A 19,177-nucleotide genomic window follows, 5' to 3' on the forward strand; every position below is an offset into this window, starting at 1 on the left:
GGCGGCCGTCGAGCTCGGCGACGACCACCATCACGGGACGGTCGAGGTCCCAGCCGAAACCGGCGCAGTGCGCGATGACGCGGTCGTCGTCGCCCGCGCGCCCGGCGAGGATGTCGCGGAGGAAGTCGGCGCGGTACTTGCTCTCGACGGCGGCGACGGCCTGCTGTTTCGTCACCACGAGCGCCGCGACGGTCGCGGCGCGCTCCAGGATGCCGAGGTCGCTGCCGCGCAGCGTGCCGCCGGGGCTGAACGCGATGATCCGGCCGTGGTCGAAGCCGCCCGCCATCACGGGCACGACCAGGTGGTCGCCGGTGCCGTGCGCGCCGATGATGCCGCAGCCGCCGCGCCCGCAGGCCGCGTGCCGGCCCGCGTCGAACGCCCGCATGGCCTGGACGTGCTCGTCCGGGCCGGCGCCGGCGAGGACGCGCTGCTCGCCGTCCACGACGACGACGGCGACGTCCAGCAGCGTCGCGACCTCGTCGACGACCTCCTGGAGGCCGCCGCCGCACAGCACGATCTGCACGAGCGCGCGGTGCACCTCCTCGGTGCGGGCGAGGACGGACGCCTGCCGGTTCAGGATGTCGGTCAGGACCTGGTTCAGGATGTCGTCGAAGCCGACGTCGTTGGGGAGCAGGATCAGGGGGAAGCCGCGGCGGTCGGCCTGCGCGATCATTTCGGCGGGGAGCGAGTCCAGGTAGCGGCCGAGCTTGATGGCGAGGGCCGCGAGTCCGCGCTCGTCCAGGTCGGAGACCAGGTTGTCGAGCGACTGGGGAGTGTTGCGCAGGGGGTAGCCGGTGGTGAGGAGGAGCTCGTTCGGCTTCACCCACGACAGGATGTCGGGGACCTCCATCACGTTGAGACGCTGGACGATGCGTTCGAGACCGGCCCGGCCGGCGATGAGGCGGGCGCCGTTCAGGGTGCTGACGCCGAGGACCTCGCCGACCGACAGGCCGTAGGTCAGTGTTCCGGTGCTCGCGAGCCGCAGGGCCGGTGGGCCCGGGTCCGCTGTGGTGTAGCTCATGCCAGGGGTCACCTCGCTATTTGGTGCGTACATCGCCCGATTTGGCGTGATCGCTACCGGTTCCTGATCAACACTGACAACTAAGACGAACGATGACAAGCATCCTTGGCAGCTTTCTCCATACGTCCGGTGCGGGGCCCGTTCTACCGTCTCGGCAGAGGCCGGGCCGCCCGCAGGCCGGGCGGCGACCCACCCCGGCCTCGGGAGGATCCGTGACCGCTCTCGTCCGCGACCCGATCCCGCTTCCGGCCCGGCCGGGACGCCGGCCGCCCGCCGCCGGCGCCGCGAGCCTGGCGCTGCGGCCGCTGCTCGACCCGCCGCGCCGCGCGGCGCGGGTCCTCGCCGTGTTCCCGGCGGCGCTGTACCTGGAGATGCGCGGCGGCCCGGAGCCGCGGGTGCTCGCGGTCGTCACCTCCGACGCGCACCGGCTGCCGAACTCGGTGGTCGTCGTCGCGGCGCGCCGGGAGCAGCCGTTCCGGCCGATCCGGGAGGGCGGCGAGGCGTGGGTCGGCGACGGGCAGGTGGAGGCGGGCCCGCTGCACGTGCGCGTCCGCCGCTGGTGGGACCCGTCGCCGGTGCTCGGACCGGTGCAGGCGTCCGCGCTCGCCTACGGCGTCCGGATCCTGGAGGACGAGCTCGCCGGCGCCGGGGTGCTGACCGGCGCGGGGACGGCGGGCGGCGGCCTCGGCGACCATCCCGACCCGGCCGCGCTCGCCGAGTGCTGCGCCGCGGGCGACCTCGCGGGCGCGGTGGAGGCGGCGGAGCGGATCGTGGGCCTCGGCCCCGGCCTGACGCCCAGCGGCGACGACATCCTCTGCGGCCTGCTCGTGTCGCTGCGCGGGGTCGGCGACGCGCTCCGCAACGGCCGCACGGCCGTGTGGCTGGCCGACTGGCTCGGCGCGGCGGTCACCGCCGACGCGGGCACCCGGACGACGGCGCTGGCCGCGACGCTGCTGCACTGCGCGGCGGCGGGCGGCGCGGGCGCGGAGGTCGCGGCGGTGCTGCGCTGCGTCGCGGGCCACGAGCCGGCGGACCCCGCGGCGACGGGGCAGGCCGTCCGGCGCCTCCTGGCGGTGGGCCACACATCGGGTGCCGACCTGGCGCACGGAGTCCTCGCAGGCTGCCGCGCGGCCCTCGCGCTTACGGCGGTGCACTCCGCTTCGAGGGTGACTGCATGAGCGACTGGGTCGAGGTGCGCCGGGGAAGCTACCACGATTCGGTCACGCTGATGCGGGTGAGCCGTTCGCTGTCAGAGCGGCCGGACGTGGCCGCGGCGATGGTGGCGATGGGCACCGAACTGAACCGCGAGATGCTCGACCGGATGGGCTTCGCGGTGCCGCCGGACACCGGCCCGGACGACCTGGTGGTGGCCGTCCGGGCGGACGGCGAGGCGCTCGACGGGGCACGCGACGCGCTGGACGCCCTGCTCCGCGAGGCGTCCCGCCCGCCCGCCGGCACAGGAATCATGGGCGCGACGGCGCCGCCCCGGACGACCGCGTCCGCGGCGGCCCGCGCGGACGCGACGGTCGCGCTGCTGTCGGTGCCCGGCCCGCACGTGTTCCCCGAGGCGATGGACGCGCTCGACGCCGGCCTCAACGTCATGATCTTCAGCGACAACGTGCCGCTCGCCCAGGAGATCCTGCTGAAGGAGGCCGCGGCCCGGCGCGGGCTGATCGTGATGGGTCCCGACTGCGGGACGGCGGTGATCGGCGGCGCCGGGCTCGGGTTCGCGAACGCGGTCCGCCCGGGCCCGGTCGGGATCGTCGCGGCGTCCGGGACGGGCGCGCAGCAGCTGATGTGCCTGCTGGACGAGGCGGACGTCGGCGTCAGCCACGTCCTCGGCGTCGGCGGCCGGGACCTGTCCCCGGAGGTCAGCGGCCGGTCCGCGCTGTCGGCGCTGGCGGCGCTGGACGCCGACCCCGGCACCGAGCTGATCGTGGTGGTGTCCAAGCCGCCCGCGCCGCAGGTCGCGGACCTGATCCGGGAGGCGGCCCGGCGGCTGGACACCCCGGTCGTGTTCGCGCTGCCCGCCGCGGGCGAGGACGACCTGACGGCGGCGGCGGAGAAGACGCTGAAGGCGCTGCGCCGGGCGGTCCCCGCCTGGCCCCGCTGGAGGGCGTCGCGGCGTCCGGCACCGGCGGCCGGGAAGGCGCTGCGCGGGCTCTTCGCGGGCGGGACGCTCCGCGACGAGGCCGAGGCGATCGCGCGGGACGCGCTCGGCTGGGATCTGGAGGCCCGGGACCACCGGTTCACCGACTTCGGGGACGACGCCTACACCCGGGGCCGCGCCCACCCGATGATCGACCCCGCGCTGCGGCTGGAGGCCGTCCGGGCGGAGGCGGGCGATCCCGGCTGCGGCGTCCTGCTGCTGGACGTGGTGCTTGGCCACGGCGCGGAGCCCGACCCGGCCGCGTCCCTCGCCCCGGTGCTCGCGGACGTGGTGGTCGACCGTCCCGACCTGGGCGTCGTCGTGTCGCTGTGCGGGACACCCGCCGACCCGCAGGACCGCGACCGGCAGGCGGCGGCGCTGTGCGAGGCGGGCGCCGACGTGTTCGCGTCCAACGCGCAGGCGGCCCGGCACGCCCTGTCCATGGTCGAGGGCGCGCTCGCGGAAGGAAGGCCCGGATGAGCGACCGGCGGCACCGGCTCGGCGGGCTCCTCGCCCGCGACCCGAGGGTGGTCGCGGCGGGCGTGGAGGTCCTCGCGGACTCGCTCGCGGACCAGGCCGTCCCGGTCGACAGGGTCGACTGGCGGCCCCCGCCCGCCGGGACCGAACCGGCGCTCGCGGCGGTGCTCGGCGACCCCGGGCACGCGGACGCCAACGCGCGCGCCGTGCGGCGCATGGTGTCGTCCCGCCCGCATCTGGTGGACGTGCGCCCCGCCCGCGAGGTCCTCGGCCTGGACGAGGCGACGTTCCTGCACGCGGGCCCGCCGCTGGAGTGGGAGCGCGCGTCCGGGCCGATGCGCGGCGCGCTCATCGGCGCGATGCTCCTCGAAGGGCTCGCGGAGACGCCGCTCGGCGCCGAGCACGCCCTCGAACGCGGCGCGGCGACGCTCGAACCGTGCCACCACCACGCCACGGTCGGGCCGATGGCGGGGGTCGTCAGCCCGTCGATGTGGATGCTGGTCGTGGAGGACGCCGAGCACGGCGGCACCGCGTACTGCTCGCTCAACGAGGGCCTCGGGAAGGTCCTGCGGTACGGGGCGTACGGGCCGGAGGTGATCGACCGGCTGACCTGGATGGGCGAGGTCCTCGGGCCCGCGCTGCAGGCGGCCGTCCGCCACCACGGGCCGCTCGACCTGATGTCGGTCATCGCGCAGGCGCTGCAGATGGGCGACGAGCTGCACAACCGGAACCGGGCGGCGACGTCGCTGCTGCTGCGCGAGCTGGCGCCGAGCCTGCTCGCCGCCGAGGACGTCCCGCGCGGCCGGGCCGCCGAGGCGCTGCGGTTCGCGGCGGGCAACGACCATTTCTTCCTCAACGCGGGGATGGCCGCGGCGAAGGCGTGCGCGGACGCGGCGCGGAACGTTCCGGGGTCCAGCCTGGTCGTGGCGATGGCCCGCAACGGCACCGACTTCGGCATCCAGGTGTCGGGGACGGGCGACCGCTGGTTCACCGGGCCCGCGGGCGTCCCCGACGGCCTCTACCTGGGCGGCTACGGCCCGGACGACGCCAACCCCGACATCGGCGACTCGGCGATCACCGAGACGGCCGGGATGGGCGGGTTCGCGCTCGCCGCGGCGCCCGCGATCGTCCGGTTCGTCGGCGGCGAGGTCCCCGACGCGATCGCCGCGACGCAGCGGATGTACGAGATCACCCTCGCCGAGCATCCGGCGCTGCAGATCCCGCTCCTGTCGTTCCGCGGTACCCCCGTCGGCGTGGACGTCACCCGCGTCGTCCGGACCGGGATCCTGCCGGTCATCGACACCGGCATCGCGGGCCGCGAGGCGGGAACGGGCCAGGTCGGCGCCGGGCTCGTCGAACCGCCGCCGAACGTGTTCACCGACGCCCTGCACGCCCTCGCGGAGACCGCGTAGCGGCTGGTCACGGGGGTACGTCCCGGGCCATGAGCGAGCCGATCACCGGGGAGCAGCACGCGTTGAGCGCGGGCCCGTACCGGGCCGTCGTCACCGAGGCGGGCGCGGCCCTGCGCGAGCTGACGCACGAGGGACGGCCGCTGATCCTCTCGCACGGCGCCGACGAGCCCGCGCCCGCCGCGTTCGGGCAGCTGCTGGTCCCCTGGCCGAACCGTGTCGACCGGGGCCGCTACTCCTACGGCGGCGTGGCGCACCAGCTCGACGTGTCCGAGCCGGAGCGGGACTGCGCGATCCACGGGCTCGTCCGGTGGGCGCCGTGGCGGGCCGCCGTCCGGGAACCCGGCCGGGTGCGGCTGACGCACCGCCTCCTCGGCACGGCCGGTTACCCGTTCCGCCTCGACCTGGAGGCCGAGTACACCCTGAACGAGGCCGACGGCCTGCACGTCCGGATCACGGCGCGGAACGCGGGCACGGCGACGGCCCCGTACGGCCACGGCGCGCACCCCTACCTCACCACCGGGGAGCCGATCGACGCCTGCAAGGTCACGCTCGCCGCCGACCGCTACCTCCCGGTGGACGAGCGGATGATCCCGTCCGGGCCGCCCCTCGACGTCACCGGCACCGAATACGACCTGCGCGCGGCCCCGCTGCTCGGCGACCGGCGGATCGACAACGCCTTCACCGGCCTGAGCCGCGACGGCGACGGCCGCGCCTGGGTGGTCCTCGCCGGCACCGCCCGCACGGTGCGGCTCTGGGCGGACGAGGCGCACCCCTGGATGGAGGTCTACACCGCCGACAACACCCCGGACCCCCGCGCCGGGCTGGGCGTCGAACCGATGACGTGCCCGCCGAACGCGTTCGCCTCCGGCGAGGACCTTCTGCACCTGGAACCGGGCGCCGAGTTCACCGGCACCTGGGGAATCCAAGCGGCCGGGTGAGGCGTCCCGGTTCCCTCGGAGGCGCGGGGTGAGGGATCATATCGGAGTGAATCTCAGCGTCTCCTCGTACGACGATCTGTCCGCCCGTATCGCCGCCGTCCGCGACGAGCACGGCGAGCGCCGGCCCGGCGGCGCCGACGGCCGCCAGCCGGTGCACACGGTGTACGTGCCGGCCGACCGGTTCTCCCGCTCGACCCCCGCCGACTTCGGCGCCGAGGCGCTGCGGCTGCTGAACACCCACACGCCGGGCGCCGGGTCGTTCGGCGCGGCGTTCGGGCTCGATCCGGAGATCGCCGGGCTGGTGCGCGAGCGGGTCGCGGCGAAGCTGTCCGCCGAGCCGGTCGAGGACGTGCGGATCGACTTCGAGGACGGCTACGGCGTGCGTTCGGACGCCGAGGAGGACGCCGACATCGAGCAGGTCGTCGACGCCGTCGCCGCCGCGTACCAGGTCAAGGGCCTCCCCCACTACTGGGGCGTGCGGGTCAAGTCCTTCGCCGACGGCGGGCACGAGCGCTCGATGCGGACGCTCGACGGGTTCCTCACCGCGCTGCGCGACCGGCTCGGCCGGCTGCCCGGCGGGTTCACGATCACGTTCCCGAAGGTGGTCGCGGCCGAGCACGTCGCGCTGTTCGCCGAGTGGCTGGACCGGCTGGAGACCGCGCTCGGCCTGCCGTCCGGCATCCTGCGGTTCGAGGTGCAGATCGAGACGCCCGACGCGATCCTCGACGGCGAGGGCCGCACCGGTCTGCGCGCCATCGCCGACGCCGCCGCGGGCCGCCTCACCGCCGCGCACTTCGGCGTCTACGACTACACGGCCGCGCTGGGCCTGCCGCCGCACGAGCAGCGACTCGACCATCCCGCCTGCGACTTCGCCCGGCACGTCATGCAGGTGTCGTTCGCGGGCACCGGCGTGCGGCTGTCGGACGGCTCCACCAACACCATCCCGCGCAACGACGGGCCCGACGAGGTCAACGCGACGTGGGCGACGCACGCGGCGCACGTCAGGCATTCGCTGCGGCACGGCTTCTACCAGGGCTGGGACCTGCATCCCGCGCACCTGCCGAGCCGGTACGCGGCCGTGTACGCGTTCCATCTGAGCGGCGTCGACGACGTCATCGGGCGGGTCCGCGCCTGGCACGAGCAGGCGGGGGGCGAGTCCACCGGCGTGCTGGACGAGCCCGCCACCATCAAGGCGCTCACGTCCCGGCTCCGCCGCGCGGTCGACTGCGGCGCCCTGGACGAGAGCGTCCTCCCCGCGTCCTGAACCCGCCCGCCCACGGGCGCGCGGGTCAGCGGGGCTCGTGCCCGCGGCGCCTGAGCGCGGTCAGGTCATCCGGGGTGTCGATGTCGTCGGGCGCGGCGACGTCGTCGCACGGGACGGGCGTGATCAGGCCGGGGTGGGCGCGCAGGAAGCCGCGCGCGCCCGTGTCGCCGACCGCGGCCTCGGCCGCCGCGCCGAAGTGCGCCGCCCGCAGCAGGACGGGGTTGCGCCGCTCTCCCCCGTAGGTCGCGACGGCGATCTCCGCGCCCGCCTCGTAGGCGTCGATCAGCCGCCCGACCGCGGCCGAGGTGATCAGCGGCTGGTCGACGAGCGCGATCACGGCGGCGGGGCAGGCGGGCGGCAGCGCGGCGAGCCCGGCGCGCAGCGACGAGCCCATGCCCTCCCGCCACTCCGGGTTCGGGACGACGACCGCGCCGATGACCTCGACCGGCTCCGCCCCCACCACGACGATGGCCGGTGAGCAGCCCGCGTCCCGCAGCATCCGGACACCGCGGTCGACGAGGCGTTCGCCGTCGAGTTCGAGCGTCGCCTTGGGCCGTCCGAGCCGGCTCCCCTCCCCCGCCGCGAGGAGCAGGCCCGCGGGAGGTTCCGCACCGTGCAGAGTCATCCCGCGAGGGTAGTCCGGTCAGGGCGCGTCGGCGTGGATCCTGCCGGTGGTGTCGGTGAGCGGGCGTCCCGAGCCGCCCCAGCGGAGCTGGACGAGCTCCGCCGCGATCGACACCGCGGTCTCCTCCGGCGTGCGGGCGCCGAGGTCCAGCCCGATCGGCGAGCGCAGCCGCCCGAGCTCGGCCTCGGACAGGCCCGCCTCCCGGAGCCGGGCGAGCCGGTCGTCGTGGGTGCGGCGCGACCCCATCGCGCCGACGTACCCGGCGCCGGTGCGGAGCGCCACCTCCAGCAGCGGCACGTCGAACTTGGGGTCGTGGGTCAGGACGCAGATCGCCGTCCGCTCGTCGACGGAGCCGCCCACCTCCTGGAGGTACTTGTGCGGCCACTTCACGACGACCTCGTCCGCGTCCGGGAACCGCTTGGGCGTCGCGAACACCGGCCGCGCGTCGCACACGGTCACGTGGTAGCCGAGGAACTTGCCGATCCGGGCCACGGCGGCGGCGAAGTCGATCGCGCCGAACACCAGCAGGCGGGGCGGCGGCGCGAAGGAGTGCACGAAGACGGTCAGCTCGTCCAGCCGCCGCTCCCCCTCGCGGCCGTAGTGGCGCTGGCCGGTGAGGCCCTGCGCGAGCATGCCGCGCGCGTCGTCGTCGACGGCGGCGTCGAGGCGGGCGGCGTGCGGCGCGCCCGGCGCGAGCGACCCGGCGGCGCGGCCGGCCCAGATCACGCGGCGAGCGCCGATCCGCCCCGGCCCGGCGACGACGGTCGCGACGGCGACCGGCTCGCGCGCCCCGATGGACGCGGCGACCTCGCCGAACTCCGGGAACGTCGCCGGGCCGACCGGCTCCACCAGCACGTCGAGGATGCCGCCGCAGGTCAGGCCGACCGCGAACGCGTCGTCGTCGCTCACCCCGTACCGCTGGACGACGGGCTCGCCGCTCTCCATCACCGACTGCGCCAGCTCGTACACGGCGCCCTCGACGCAGCCGCCGGACACGCTGCCCGCCACCTCGCCATCGGCCGACACCGCCATCGCCGCGCCCGGCGGGCGCGGCGCGCTGCGGAAGGTGTTGACGACGGTCGCGAGCCCGAACGTCTCCCCGGACGCGTACCAGCGGGCGATGTCGTCCAGCACGTCACGCATGTGCGCTCCCCTTCCCCTGCCCGCCCGCGATGAGGCGGGCCAGCTCCTCCAGCGCCGCGAGGCTGTGCCCGGACGTGAAGTCGTCCACGTGCGGCAGCGCCGCCGCCATCCCGGCCGTCAGCGGCTCGTACCCGGGACGCGCCTTGTGCGGGTTGGCCCACACCACCCGGTGCGCGAGCCGGCGCAGCCGCGCCATCTGCTCGCCGAGCAGCGCGGCGTCGCCGCGCTCCCAGCCGTCCGAGGCGATCACCACGACCGCGCCGCGGGCCAGGCCGCGCTGCCCGAACCGGTCGAGGAACTCCTTCAGCTCCGCGCCGAGCCGGGTGCCGCCGCTCCAGTCCGGGATCGCCGCGGACGCCGCCGCCATCGCCGCGTCCGGGTCGCGGTGCCGCAGCTCGCGGGTGAGGCGGGTCAGGCGCGTCCCCGCGCTGAACACCTCGACGTCGCGCCCGCCGGAGCGGGCGGCGGCGTGCGCGAAGCGGAGCAGGGCGTCGGCGTAGGGGCTCATCGATCCGCTGACGTCCACGATCAGCACGGCGCGGCGGGGCCGGGTGCGGTGCGTCCGGCACTTCAGCAGGGACGTCTCGCCGCCGCGCCGCAGCGTCTCCCGGACGGTCCGCGCCGGGTCGAGCCGTCCGGTCGGGGCGGGCGCGAACCTGCGCGACCTGCGCCTCTCGGCGCCCGCGTCGAGCACCGCGATGAGGCGGGCGACCTCGGCGCGCTCGGCGGCGGTCAGCCGCGCCACGTCCCGGTCGCGGAGCACCTCGACGGCGCTGGCGGCGGCCTTCAGCCCCTCGCTCTCCTCGCCGCCGCCTGCGCCCGCGTCCGGGACGGGCATCGCCGACCGGCGGACGACCACGGGCGGCGGCGGCCTGCGCCCCGGGCGGGCGGTCGCGCCGGAGAAGTACGCGGCGAAGCACCGGTCGTAGCGGGCGAGGTCGTCGGGGTCGGCGCACAAGGTCAGGCGTCCCGCCCAGTACACGTCGGACGGGTCGAGGACGTCGAGATGGTCGAGCGCGGCCAGCATCGCCTGCACCCGCTCGGGGTCGGCGGCGCCGCCCGCCGCGCGCAGCGTCCGGGCGAACCCGACCATCGTCTCGGTGACGTCCCGCTCCACGCCTATCCCCCGCGGCTGCCGTTGAGCAGGGCCTCCAGGCCGCCGCCGAGCACGCGCTGCTGGTCCTCGCGGTACTTCAGGACGGCGCCGAGCGTCACCGCCGCGGACGCCGGGTCGAGGTCGCGGACGCCGAGCGCGACGAGCGCCTCCGTCCAGTCGAGGGTCTCCGCCACGCCGGGCGGCTTCAGCAGCCCGGTCTCGCGCATCCGCTGCGCGGCCCGCGCGACCTGCCCGGCGAGCCGCTCCGCCGCGCCCGGCAGCCGCCGCCTGATGATGGCGACCTCGCGGTCGAACGACGGGTGCTCCAGCCAGTGGTACAGGCAGCGCCGCTTCAGCGCGTCGTGCACCTCGCGGGTGCGGTTGGAGGTGACCACGACGACCGGCGGGCGCTCCGCCCTGATCGTGCCCAGCTCGGGGACGGTGATCGTGAAGTCGCTGAGGACCTCCAGGAGGAACGCCTCGAACTCGTCGTCGGCACGGTCCAATTCGTCCACGAGCAGAACGCAGGGCGAGGTCTCCAAAGCCTGGAGCAGCGGCCGGGCCAGCAGGAACCGCCGGTCGTACAGCTCGCCCTCCAGGTGCGCCACGTCGCGGGCGCCCGCGGCCTCGGCGGCGCGCAGGTGCAGGAGCTGGCGCGGGAAGTCCCAGTCGTAGAGGGCCTGGGACGCGTCCAGGCCCTCGTAGCACTGGAGCCGGATCAGCGGGGCGCCGAGCGCCCGGGCGAGCGTCTTGGCCAGCTCGGTCTTGCCGACGCCGGCCTCGCCCTCCAGGAACAGCGGGCGCCCCATGCGCAGCGCGAGGAAGCACGCGGTCGCGAGCCCGTCGTCGCACAGGTAGGCGTGCCGGTCGAGCAGGCCCGCGAGCTCCGCGGGCGATCCGGCCAGGTCCAGGGTCATCGCCGCCGTCTCCCCACGGATCTCAGGCTACTCAGCCGAAGCGGCGGCGCACATGCCCGGATGTCCGCGCATTTTTCCTATTTAATCGGTATGGAAAGTTGACTTCACCGTGGGCGTTGAGCAGCATCGAAGCCATGCGACCCGGTGACCGGACCGACCCCGACCTGACCGACGAAGCGACCTACGAACGCCTCCGATCCCCGTCCCGGCGCACCCTGCTGCGCCTCTCGGCCGGCGCGGGACTGAGCGCCGGGTTCGGCGGCGGCGCGTTCCTCGCCGCGCTCTCCGGCCCGCCCGCGTCCGCCGCGTCCGCCGCGTCCCCCGCGTCCGGCGGGATCGTCAAGCCGCTCCCGCCCGAGCTGCTCATCCCGCACGGGACCAACGCCGAGATGCGCTGGGAGGCCATGCGCGACCAGGGCCACCTGACGCCCGCCGACCGGTTCTTCGTCCGCAACCACACCGCCACGCCGCTCGTCGACGCGCGCACGTGGCGCCTGAAGCTGTGGGGCACCGGCCTTCGCGACCGCCCCACCGAGGACCGGCCCATCGAGCTCACCTACGAAGACCTCCTCGGCCTCCCCTCCGAGACCCTCACGGCGTCCGTCGAGTGCACGGGCAACGGGCGCGGGTTCTTCGCGTCCCAGCAGGGGCAGGAGGTCTCGGGCACCCCGTGGCGGCTGGGCGCGGTGGGCGTGGCGCGCTGGCACGGCGTCCGCCTGTCGACGGTGCTGAGGCGCGCAGGTATTACCCGTGAGGCCGTGGACATCATGCCGCGCGGGCTGGACGCTGACTACGTGGACAAGGGCGAGAACCTCGGCCGCGTGCGGCGTCCCCTCCCCGTCGCGAAGGCGATGAAGGACGTCCTGCTCGCCTACGGCATGAACGGCGAGCCCCTGCCTCCCGACCACGGCCATCCGGTCCGGCTGGTCGTGCCGTCGTGGGTCGGCATCGCGTCCATCAAGTGGCTCGGCGACATCCAGGTGGCGGACGAGCCACTGTCCTCGCCGTGGAACACCCGCTACTACCGGTTGTTCGGGCCCGACTACCCGCTGGAAGGATCCGACCCGCTGACCAGGATGAACGTCAAGTCCGCGTTCGAGCTGCCCTGGGAGGCGACGCTGCCCGCGGCGCGGCCGCTCGCGCTGCATGGCCGATCCTGGTCAGGCGGCGGCCGGATCCTGCGGGTCGAGGTCAGCGCGGACGGCGGCGCGACCTGGCGGCCCGCGCGCCTCCGCGACCGCGACCCCGACCCGCGCGGATGGGCGCGCTGGGAGTTCTCCTGGCATCCCCGCCGCCCCGGTCCCTACGAGCTGCTGGCCCGCGCCACCGACGAGGCCGGCGCGACCCAGCCCGCGACCGTCCCCTTCAACAGGCTCGGCTACCTCTTCGGCGCCGTCGTGCGGCACCCGGTCACCGTCATCTGAAAGGACGATCATGGCTTTGTGGACGCCAGACCCGACCTTCTACCCCTCCCCGCGCGACGCCGCGTCGGCGCCCGCGGAGAAGCTCGCCTACGTGGCCGCGTTCGACCGGTCCGCCGAGAAACCGGACGCGATCGCCGTGCTGGACGTCGACCCCGGCTCCGCCTCCTACGGCACCGTCGTCGGCTGGACCGACCTGCCGTTCCACGGCGACGAGCTGCACCACTTCGGGTGGAACGCGTGCAGCAGCGCGCTGTGCCCCGGGTCGCCGCATCCGCACGTGGAACGCCGGTACCTGATCGTCCCCGGGCTGCGCTCCTCGCGCGTGTACGTGATCGACACCAAGGAGGACCCGACCACCCCGAAGATCATCAAGGTCCTTGAGCCGGACGAGCTGGCCAAGCGCGCCGGATACTCGCGCCCGCACACCGTCCACTGCGGGCCCGAGGGCCTCTACCTGACGGCGCTCGGCGGCGCGAACGGCGAGGACGGCCCCGGCGGCATCGCCCTCCTCGACCACACCTCCTTCGACGTGCTCGGACGCTGGGAGGTCGACCGCGGCCCGCAGTACTTCGCCTACGACGCCTGGTGGCACATCGCGCACGACGTGCTCGTCACGTCCGAGTGGGGCACGCCGTCCATGGTGGAGGACGGCGTCGTCGGCGAACTGCTCCTCGGCCGCAAGTACGGGCACTCGCTGAACTTCTTCGACCTGCGCAAGCGCAAGCACGTCCAGACCGTGGACCTCGGCGACGAGCACCAGATGGTCCTGGAACTGCGTCCCGCGCACGACCCGACGAAGCTGTACGGGTTCGCGGGCGTGGTCGTCAGCGTCGAGGACCTGTCGGCGTCCGTGTGGGTCTGGCACCGCGACGGCGACTCCTGGGCGGCCAAGAAGGTCATCACCATTCCCGCCGAGCCCGCCGACGCATCTGCTCTCCCCCCGGTCATCCAGCCGTTCGGCGCGGTGCCGCCCCTCATCACCGACATCGACCTGTCCGTCGACGACCAGTGGCTGTACGTGTCGTGCTGGGGCACCGGCGAGCTGAAGCGCTACAACGTGAGCGACCCGTTCAACCCGGTGGAGGCTGGTTCCGTCCGCATCGGCGGCATCGTCAACCGCGAACCCCACCCCGCCGCACCCGACCAGCCCCTCGCAGGCGGCCCGCAAATGGTGGAGGTAAGCCGCGACGGAAAACGCGTCTACATCACCAATTCCCTCTACGGCTCCTGGGACGACCAGTTCTACCCCGACGGCGTAGGCGCCTGGATGGCCAAACTCGACTCCACCCCCGACGCCTTCACCTTCGACGAGCGCTTCTTCCCGAACGGCGACGCGTTCCGCGGCCTCCGCCCGCACCAGACGCGCCTGCAGGGCGGCGACGCCTCCTCCGATTCCTACTGCTATCCGTGACGGAGGGATCCCTCGCCGCCCTCGTGGCGCTCGGCGCGTTCCATGGCGTCAACCCCGCCATGGGCTGGCTGTTCGCCGTGGCCCGCGGCTTCCAGGAGCGCAGCCGCTCGCTCGTGCTGCAGTCGCTCCCGGCCATCGCCGCGGGCCACGCCGCGTCCGTCGGGGCGGTCGCGGTCCTCGTCGCGCTCACCCGCTCGGTCGTCGCGACGCAGGCGCTGGCGATCGGCGGCGGCGCCGTCCTGGTCGGCTTCGGCCTGTGGCGGCTGCTGTCGAAGCGCCATTTCCGCTGGGTCGGCATGCGGATCTCGCTGCGGCAGCTCGCCGGGTGGTCGTTCCTGATGTCGTCGGCGCACGGCGCGGGCCTGATGCTGCTGCCCGTGCTGACCGCGTCGGGGACGGCCCCGGCGGGCCACGACCACGGCCTGGCGTCGGCGTCCGGCAGCGCGGTCTCGACGGGCGTGTTCGTCACCGCCGTGCACACCCTGTCGATGCTCGCCGTCGCGGGCGCGATCGCCGTCGTCGTCTACGAGATCGTCGGCCTGACCGTCCTGCGCCGAGCCTGGTTCAACCTGGACCGCCTCTGGGCCGCCGCCCTCATAACCGCCGGCACCGTCACCCTCCTCAGCGCGTTCTGAGCGTCAGCGGGGGTCGGGGGCTTCGCCTCGGGTGTGGAGGAGGGACTGGAGTTCGGCGAGCTGGCGGGCGGCGAGGGTCTTCTCGGCGCCGTTGATGCCCATCGCGCCGATGGACGTGCCGTCCGCCAGGTCGAGGGTGGGCCAGGGGTCGCCGACCGTCATGGAGACGTCCACGACCTCGGGCCATTCGAGGCGGCGGGTGCGGAACGCGTTCACGACCGTGAGGCCCGACTCGTCGGCCGCGACGCGGCAGCGGGCCAGCATGTGCAGGATCCACGCCATGAAGGCGCCGAACCCGACGATCAGGACGCGGTCGAACGTCTTGAACTGGGGCGCCACCACCACGGCGAGCGCGATCAGGCCGAGCATGATCACGCCCGCCGTGAGGTAGGCGACGAGCCGGGTCGTGCGGGGACGCCACACGACCGGCAGCGCCGGAGGCTCGGTCAACTCAGTCAACGATCTTCGAGATGGGGATTTCGAGGATGTCGTGCGCGCCGGCCGCCTTCAGCGCCGGGATCAGCGTGTTCACGCCGCGCTTGGCGACCACCGACTCCACCGCGTTCGACTCCCCGCCCGCGAGGGAGGTGACGGTCGGCGACGACATCGACGGCATGATGTCCAGGACGTTCTGCAGGTCGGCCTGCGCGACGTTCAGCTTCAGCAGGACGTTGCCGCGCGCGCGGATCGCGCCCTGCAGGAGCAGGGAGATGTCCTCCATCGCGGCGCGCTTCTCGGCGTCCTCGTAGGCGTCGCGGTTGGCGACCAGCTCGGTGTAGCTGGTCAGGAGCGTGTCGAGGATGCGCAGGCCGTTCTTGCGCAGCGACGAGCCGGTCTCGGTGAGGTCGACGATCGCGTCCACGATGTCGGGGACCTTCGCCTCGGTCGCGCCGTAGGACGGGACGACCGTCGCCTTGACGCCGTGCTTCTCCAGGAACCGCCGCGTCATCGCCGGGAACTCGGTGGAGATCCGGACGCCCTCCGGCAGGTCGGACACCTTCCGCCAGGGCGCGCCGTCCGGCACCGCCATGATCACGCGGACGGGGTTGGACGTCGCCTTGGAGTACTTCAGCTCGCCGAGGCCGACCACGTCGGAGTCGGTCTCGGTGATCCAGTCGCGGCCGGTGATGCCGAGGTCGAACAGGCCCTGTTCGAGGTAGGTCGGGATCTCCTGCGGCCGCAGCACCCGGACGCGCTCGATCCGCGGGTCGTCGATGGACGCGCGGTAGTCGCGGTCCGACGACCGCTGGACGGTGAGGTCGGCGGCGTCGAACAGCTGCATGGTCGCCTTCTCCAGCGACCCCTTGGGCAGGACGAGTGACAGCACGGAATGAGCCTTTCAATGGGACGAGAATGGGAAACCCGGGACGATCAAGAGCCGAGACGAGTCGTTCAGGAGCGGAAGCCCCAAGACCCCTACATATGCTCCAGGCCGTGCCCGGCGTGACCGTGATGCCGCAGACCTCGCAGGGTCAGTGCCGTGTCGAGTGCGGCCACAGTCGCCTCCCATCCCTTGTCCTCGGGGCTGCCGGGCAGCCCGCTGCGTTCCATCGCCTGTTCAATGGTGTCACATGTGAGGACCCCGTTGCCCACCGGAGTCGACTCGTCGAGCGCGACGCGGGTCACACCGGCGGTCACCGACTCGCAGACGTAGTCGAAATGGGCCGTCGCGCCCCGGATGACCGCGCCGAGGCACACGACCGCGTCGTGGTCGCGGGCGAGCTGCTGCGCGATCACGGGCAGCTCCAGGGCCCCGGCGACGCGGGCGACGACGGGCTGGTCGACGCCGCACGCCTTCGCCGCCGCGAGCGCCCGCTCCAGGAGCCGGTCGGTGATCGGCTCGTGCCAGCGGGTGCAGACGATGCCGAGCGTGACGCCGGCGGCGTCGACGGCGGCGTCCTCGGGGCGTCCCGCTCCGCTCATCAGAGTCCCTCGATCTGGTGTCCGAGACGGTCCCGCTTGACCGTCAGGTAGCGCCGGTTGTGCTCGGTGACGACGACGGGCATGGACTCGCGCCCGCGCACGTCCACGCCGAACCCGTCCAGGCCCTTGAGCTTGTCCGGGTTGTTGGTGAGCACCCGGACCGAGCGTACGCCGAGGTCGCGCAGCATGTGGGCGGCGTTGGAGTACTCGCGCGCGTCGGCGGGGAGCCCCAGCTCCAGGTTGGCGTCGACGGTGTCGGACCCGTTGTCCTGCAGCGCGTACGCCTGCAGCTTGGCGAGCAGGCCGATGCCGCGCCCCTCGTGCCCGCGCAGGTACAGCACGACGCCGCGCCCCTCTTCGGCGATGCGCTCCATGGCGGCGTCGAGCTGGGTGCCGCAGTCGCAGCGGTCGGAGTGCAGGACGTCGCCGGTGAGGCATTCCGAATGGGCCCTGATCAGGACGTCCTCGCCGTCGCCAAGGTCGCCGAGCACCAGCGCGACGTGCTCGCCGCCGTCGATGGCGCTGGAGAACCCGACCGCGCGCCACGTCCCGTACCGGTTGGGCAGGCGCGTCTCGACGACGCGGGTGACCATCGCCTCGTGCCGCTTGCGGTATTCGGCGAGCTGTTCGATGGAGATGAGCTTGAGCCCGTGCTCCTTGGCGAAGACCTGGAGTTCCGGCAGGCGCGCCATGGTGCCGTCCTCGTTCACCACCTCTGCGAGGACGCCCGCCGGGGACAGCCCGGCCAGCCTGGCGAGGTCGACGGCGGCCTCGGTGTGGCCGCGCCTGCGGAGCACCCCGCCCTCGCGGTAGCGCAGCGGGAAGATGTGCCCCGGACGGACGAGGTCGCGCGGCTCCGACGCCGAGTCGCACAGCGTCTTGATCGTCCGGGCCCGGTCGGCGGCGGAGATGCCGGTGGTGATGCCGAGCCGGGCGTCCACGCTGATCGTGTACGCGGTCCGCATGCGCTCGGTGTTCTGCGCCGTCATCAGCGGGATCTGCAGCCGGTCGAGGTCGGCGCCCTCCATCGGGACGCAGATGACGCCGCTCGTGTGGCGGATCGTGAACGTCAGCAGCTCGGGCGTGGCCTTGGCCGCCGCGAAGATGATGTCGCCCTCGTTCTCGCGGTCCTCGTCGTCGACGACCACGACGGGACGTCCCGCCGCGATGTCGGCCACCGCCGACTCGATGGAGTCGAAGATCCCGTCCCCGTCATTACCGCTCATGATGCGGTCACCGCCCTCTCCCTGGGGCCCTGCGCCCCCTGCACGCCCCGGGACTCCCGGAGCCAGTTCCTGAACCCGACCAGCACCATCACGAAGAAGATCCCGTAGACGGCGCCGGAGACGTACAGCCCGGACTTGAACGCCAGCGGGACCCCGACCAGGTCGACCAGCACCCAGACCACCCAGAAGTCGACGAGCGCGCGGCTCTGCGCGAACGTCGCGACCGCGCTGCCGACGAAGATGTAGGCGTTCGCCCACGGCGACCAGGCGATCTTCAGCCACTCCAGGTGGATGAACAGCTGCGCGACCACCGCCGTGCCCACCAGCAGGGCGCCTGCCAGGACGGCGCGTTCCTTGAGCGTCGCCTGCCGGACGACGAGCCCGTGGGCCTCTCGCCGTCCGCGCGTCCACATGGCCCACCCGTAGAGCGCGAGCCCGCAGAAGAGCACCTGCTTGAGAGCGTTCCCCGGGACGTGCGCGTGCAGCGACGCGGCGAGCAGCAGTGCGGCGCCGGTGAGTTGCACGGGCCACGTCCAGAGGGTCTTGCGCATGGCGAGCCACACCACGGCGAGCGAGAGGACGTTGCCGGCGAGGTCGGTCCAGAGGATGTGCTCGCCGAACACGTCGAACCCGGCGCCGAGCCAGTTCATCGCCGGTCGCCCAACATGCGTTCGACGTATTTGGCGACGACGTCCACTTCGAGGTTCACCGGGTCGCCGGGCTTCTTGTGGCCGAGCGTGGTGAGCGCGAGCGTGGTCGGGATGAGCGCGACGCTGAACCGGTCTGGTCCGGCTTCCACGACAGTGAGGCTGATGCCGTCGACGGTGATCGAGCCCTTGTCGACGACATAGCGGGCCAGGCCGGGCGGCAGGGACACGGTGACGACGTCCCACCGCTCCCCCGGCTCCCGGGAGATGATCTCGCCGACGCCGTCCACGTGGCCCTGGACGAGATGCCCGCCGAGCCGGTCGGAGAGCCGGACGGGCCGTTCCAGGTTGACCTTGGAGCCGGGCGCGAGCGCCCCGAGGCTCGACCTGTCGAGGGTCTCCTTGATGACGTCGGCGGTGAAGGCCTCGTCCTTGACGTCCACGACGGTGAGACAGACGCCGTTGACGGCGATCGACGCGCCGTGCACGGCGTCCTGCGTGACGAGCGGGCCGCGGACCGTGAGCGCGACCGAGCCGTCCGAGGGCTCGACCGCCACGATCTCGCCGAGTTCCTCGACGATGCCTGTGAACATCTCCCGGGCCTCCTAGTTCAGGCTCCGGGGACGTCGATACATCGGCGCACGCCCCTGGACAGGGGCGTGCCGCGCGCTGCCTCCCATCCGGACTTTCACCGTCGGTCCTGGAGTTCCACCAGGTCAACCGGCCGATGGCTTCGGCCGGGTCGCGGACTGTCACCGCCGGTTCGGAATTTCACCGACCCCGGAGCACGCGTTCATGCTTGCCAACCAGTGTGCCACGCCGCGCATTCCCGCCCGATGTGACCATCGCCACGGCCGCGGCGGCGGGCC

General features: G+C 73.8%; 19 protein-coding genes and 1 riboswitch. Of the genes, 8 read left to right on the forward strand and 11 right to left on the reverse strand.

Going from position 1 to position 19,177, the window contains the following annotated elements; translation table 11 throughout:
- Positions 1-1,021: PucR family transcriptional regulator ligand-binding domain-containing protein (locus E1264_RS06240; protein WP_207935749.1), on the reverse strand; the 1,021-nt coding region annotated here is incomplete at its 3' end.
- Positions 1,022-1,233: 212 nt separating this feature from the next.
- Here E1264_RS06240 and E1264_RS06245 point away from each other — a divergent pair.
- Genes E1264_RS06245 through E1264_RS06265 form a run of 5 tightly spaced genes read left to right on the forward strand, consistent with a single transcriptional unit; the run spans position 1,234 to position 7,261 of the window.
- Complete coding sequence (locus tag E1264_RS06245; RefSeq protein ID WP_243710782.1) at positions 1,234-2,199, forward strand: DUF2877 domain-containing protein; 966 nt, start codon at positions 1,234-1,236, stop codon at positions 2,197-2,199.
- Positions 2,196-3,650 carry an FdrA family protein gene (locus E1264_RS06250; RefSeq protein WP_132170498.1) on the forward strand — a complete coding sequence of 485 codons (1,455 nt, stop codon included), beginning with the start codon at positions 2,196-2,198 and terminating at the stop codon, positions 3,648-3,650. The genes E1264_RS06245 and E1264_RS06250 overlap by 4 nt, the downstream gene beginning before the upstream one ends.
- The gene (locus tag E1264_RS06255) at positions 3,647-5,059 is read left to right on the forward strand and encodes a DUF1116 domain-containing protein (protein WP_132170500.1); all 1,413 of its coding nucleotides are present in this window, start codon (positions 3,647-3,649) and stop codon (positions 5,057-5,059) included. Before E1264_RS06250 ends, E1264_RS06255 begins: the two co-directional genes overlap by 4 nt.
- A 29-nt stretch (positions 5,060-5,088) precedes the next feature.
- Positions 5,089-5,997: an aldose 1-epimerase family protein gene (locus E1264_RS06260; RefSeq protein WP_132170502.1), complete on the forward strand. Its 909-nt coding sequence runs from the start codon at positions 5,089-5,091 to the stop codon at positions 5,995-5,997.
- Between the two features lie 46 nt (positions 5,998-6,043).
- On the forward strand, positions 6,044-7,261 hold the full coding sequence (locus E1264_RS06265) for an aldolase (RefSeq protein ID WP_132170504.1): 1,218 nt from the start codon (positions 6,044-6,046) through the stop codon (positions 7,259-7,261).
- A gap of 25 nt (positions 7,262-7,286) precedes the next feature.
- On the opposite strand, the gene E1264_RS06270 is transcribed toward E1264_RS06265, so the two are convergent.
- Genes E1264_RS06270 through E1264_RS06285 form a run of 4 tightly spaced genes read right to left on the reverse strand, consistent with a single transcriptional unit; the run spans position 7,287 to position 11,042 of the window.
- Entirely contained in the window at positions 7,287-7,886 is a 600-nt protein-coding gene (locus E1264_RS06270) for a nucleotidyltransferase family protein (RefSeq protein WP_132170506.1), read from the reverse strand.
- Between the two features lie 18 nt (positions 7,887-7,904).
- Complete coding sequence (locus E1264_RS06275; RefSeq protein ID WP_132170508.1) at positions 7,905-9,029, reverse strand: XdhC family protein; 1,125 nt, start codon at positions 9,027-9,029, stop codon at positions 7,905-7,907.
- The gene (locus E1264_RS06280; RefSeq protein ID WP_347813365.1) at positions 9,022-10,146 is read right to left on the reverse strand and encodes a VWA domain-containing protein; all 1,125 of its coding nucleotides are present in this window, start codon (positions 10,144-10,146) and stop codon (positions 9,022-9,024) included. Before E1264_RS06280 ends, E1264_RS06275 begins: the two co-directional genes overlap by 8 nt.
- 2 nt (positions 10,147-10,148) lie before the next feature.
- Positions 10,149-11,042, reverse strand: a complete 894-nt coding sequence (locus E1264_RS06285) for a MoxR family ATPase (RefSeq protein WP_132170510.1) — start codon at positions 11,040-11,042, stop codon at positions 10,149-10,151.
- A 134-nt stretch (positions 11,043-11,176) separates the two neighbouring features.
- On the opposite strand from E1264_RS06285, the gene E1264_RS06290 reads away from it, so the two are divergent.
- From E1264_RS06290 to E1264_RS06300, 3 genes are read left to right on the forward strand one after another with little or no spacing between them, the layout of a single operon-like run.
- The gene (locus E1264_RS06290; RefSeq protein ID WP_132170512.1) at positions 11,177-12,466 is read left to right on the forward strand and encodes a sulfite oxidase; all 1,290 of its coding nucleotides are present in this window, start codon (positions 11,177-11,179) and stop codon (positions 12,464-12,466) included.
- 10 nt (positions 12,467-12,476) lie between these two features.
- Positions 12,477-13,877, forward strand: a complete 1,401-nt coding sequence (locus tag E1264_RS06295) for a selenium-binding protein SBP56-related protein (RefSeq protein WP_132170514.1) — start codon at positions 12,477-12,479, stop codon at positions 13,875-13,877.
- Positions 13,874-14,512, forward strand: a complete 639-nt coding sequence (locus E1264_RS06300) for a hypothetical protein (protein WP_132170516.1) — start codon at positions 13,874-13,876, stop codon at positions 14,510-14,512. The genes E1264_RS06295 and E1264_RS06300 overlap by 4 nt, the downstream gene beginning before the upstream one ends.
- Positions 14,513-14,515: 3 nt before the next feature.
- Here the strand turns inward: E1264_RS06300 and E1264_RS06305 are convergent, their stop codons facing one another.
- From E1264_RS06305 to E1264_RS06330, 6 genes are all read right to left on the reverse strand, one after another.
- A complete protein-coding gene (locus E1264_RS06305) occupies positions 14,516-14,962 on the reverse strand; it encodes a PH domain-containing protein (protein ID WP_347813366.1) in 447 nt (148 codons plus the stop codon).
- Between the two features lies 1 nt (position 14,963).
- Positions 14,964-15,839 (reverse strand): ATP phosphoribosyltransferase, encoded by an 876-nt coding sequence (hisG, locus tag E1264_RS06310; RefSeq protein ID WP_132170518.1) that lies wholly within the window; start codon positions 15,837-15,839, stop codon positions 14,964-14,966.
- A gap of 89 nt (positions 15,840-15,928) precedes the next feature.
- A complete protein-coding gene (gene ribH, locus E1264_RS06315; protein WP_132170520.1) occupies positions 15,929-16,435 on the reverse strand; it encodes a 6,7-dimethyl-8-ribityllumazine synthase in 507 nt (168 codons plus the stop codon).
- Positions 16,435-17,661 carry a bifunctional 3,4-dihydroxy-2-butanone-4-phosphate synthase/GTP cyclohydrolase II gene (locus tag E1264_RS06320; protein ID WP_132170522.1) on the reverse strand — a complete coding sequence of 409 codons (1,227 nt, stop codon included), beginning with the start codon at positions 17,659-17,661 and terminating at the stop codon, positions 16,435-16,437. Before E1264_RS06320 ends, ribH begins: the two co-directional genes overlap by 1 nt.
- Positions 17,658-18,311: a nicotinamide riboside transporter PnuC gene (gene pnuC, locus E1264_RS06325; protein WP_132170524.1), complete on the reverse strand. Its 654-nt coding sequence runs from the start codon at positions 18,309-18,311 to the stop codon at positions 17,658-17,660. The genes E1264_RS06320 and pnuC overlap by 4 nt, the downstream gene beginning before the upstream one ends.
- The gene (locus E1264_RS06330; protein ID WP_132170526.1) at positions 18,308-18,901 is read right to left on the reverse strand and encodes a riboflavin synthase; all 594 of its coding nucleotides are present in this window, start codon (positions 18,899-18,901) and stop codon (positions 18,308-18,310) included. Before E1264_RS06330 ends, pnuC begins: the two co-directional genes overlap by 4 nt.
- A 69-nt stretch (positions 18,902-18,970) precedes the next feature.
- Positions 18,971-19,101: riboswitch (FMN riboswitch) on the reverse strand.
- Positions 19,102-19,177: the final 76 nt, after the last annotated feature.

Source organism: Actinomadura sp. KC216 (genome assembly GCF_004348535.1).
GTDB lineage: Bacteria > Actinomycetota > Actinomycetes > Streptosporangiales > Streptosporangiaceae > Spirillospora.

Coding starts and splice junctions, on each gene's coding strand:
- E1264_RS06250 (WP_132170498.1), top strand. CDS start 2,196: ATGAGCGACTGGGTCGAGGTGCGCCGGGGAAGCTACCACGATTCGGTC.
- E1264_RS06255 (WP_132170500.1), top strand. CDS start 3,647: ATGAGCGACCGGCGGCACCGGCTCGGCGGGCTCCTCGCCCGCGACCCG.
- E1264_RS06260 (WP_132170502.1), top strand. CDS start 5,089: ATGAGCGAGCCGATCACCGGGGAGCAGCACGCGTTGAGCGCGGGCCCG.
- E1264_RS06270 (WP_132170506.1), bottom strand. CDS start 7,886: ATGACTCTGCACGGTGCGGAACCTCCCGCGGGCCTGCTCCTCGCGGCG.
- E1264_RS06275 (WP_132170508.1), bottom strand. CDS start 9,029: ATGCGTGACGTGCTGGACGACATCGCCCGCTGGTACGCGTCCGGGGAG.
- E1264_RS06285 (WP_132170510.1), bottom strand. CDS start 11,042: ATGACCCTGGACCTGGCCGGATCGCCCGCGGAGCTCGCGGGCCTGCTC.
- E1264_RS06290 (WP_132170512.1), top strand. CDS start 11,177: ATGCGACCCGGTGACCGGACCGACCCCGACCTGACCGACGAAGCGACC.
- E1264_RS06295 (WP_132170514.1), top strand. CDS start 12,477: ATGGCTTTGTGGACGCCAGACCCGACCTTCTACCCCTCCCCGCGCGAC.
- ribH (WP_132170520.1), bottom strand. CDS start 16,435: ATGAGCGGAGCGGGACGCCCCGAGGACGCCGCCGTCGACGCCGCCGGC.
- E1264_RS06320 (WP_132170522.1), bottom strand. CDS start 17,661: ATGAGCGGTAATGACGGGGACGGGATCTTCGACTCCATCGAGTCGGCG.
- pnuC (WP_132170524.1), bottom strand. CDS start 18,311: ATGAACTGGCTCGGCGCCGGGTTCGACGTGTTCGGCGAGCACATCCTC.
- E1264_RS06330 (WP_132170526.1), bottom strand. CDS start 18,901: ATGTTCACAGGCATCGTCGAGGAACTCGGCGAGATCGTGGCGGTCGAG.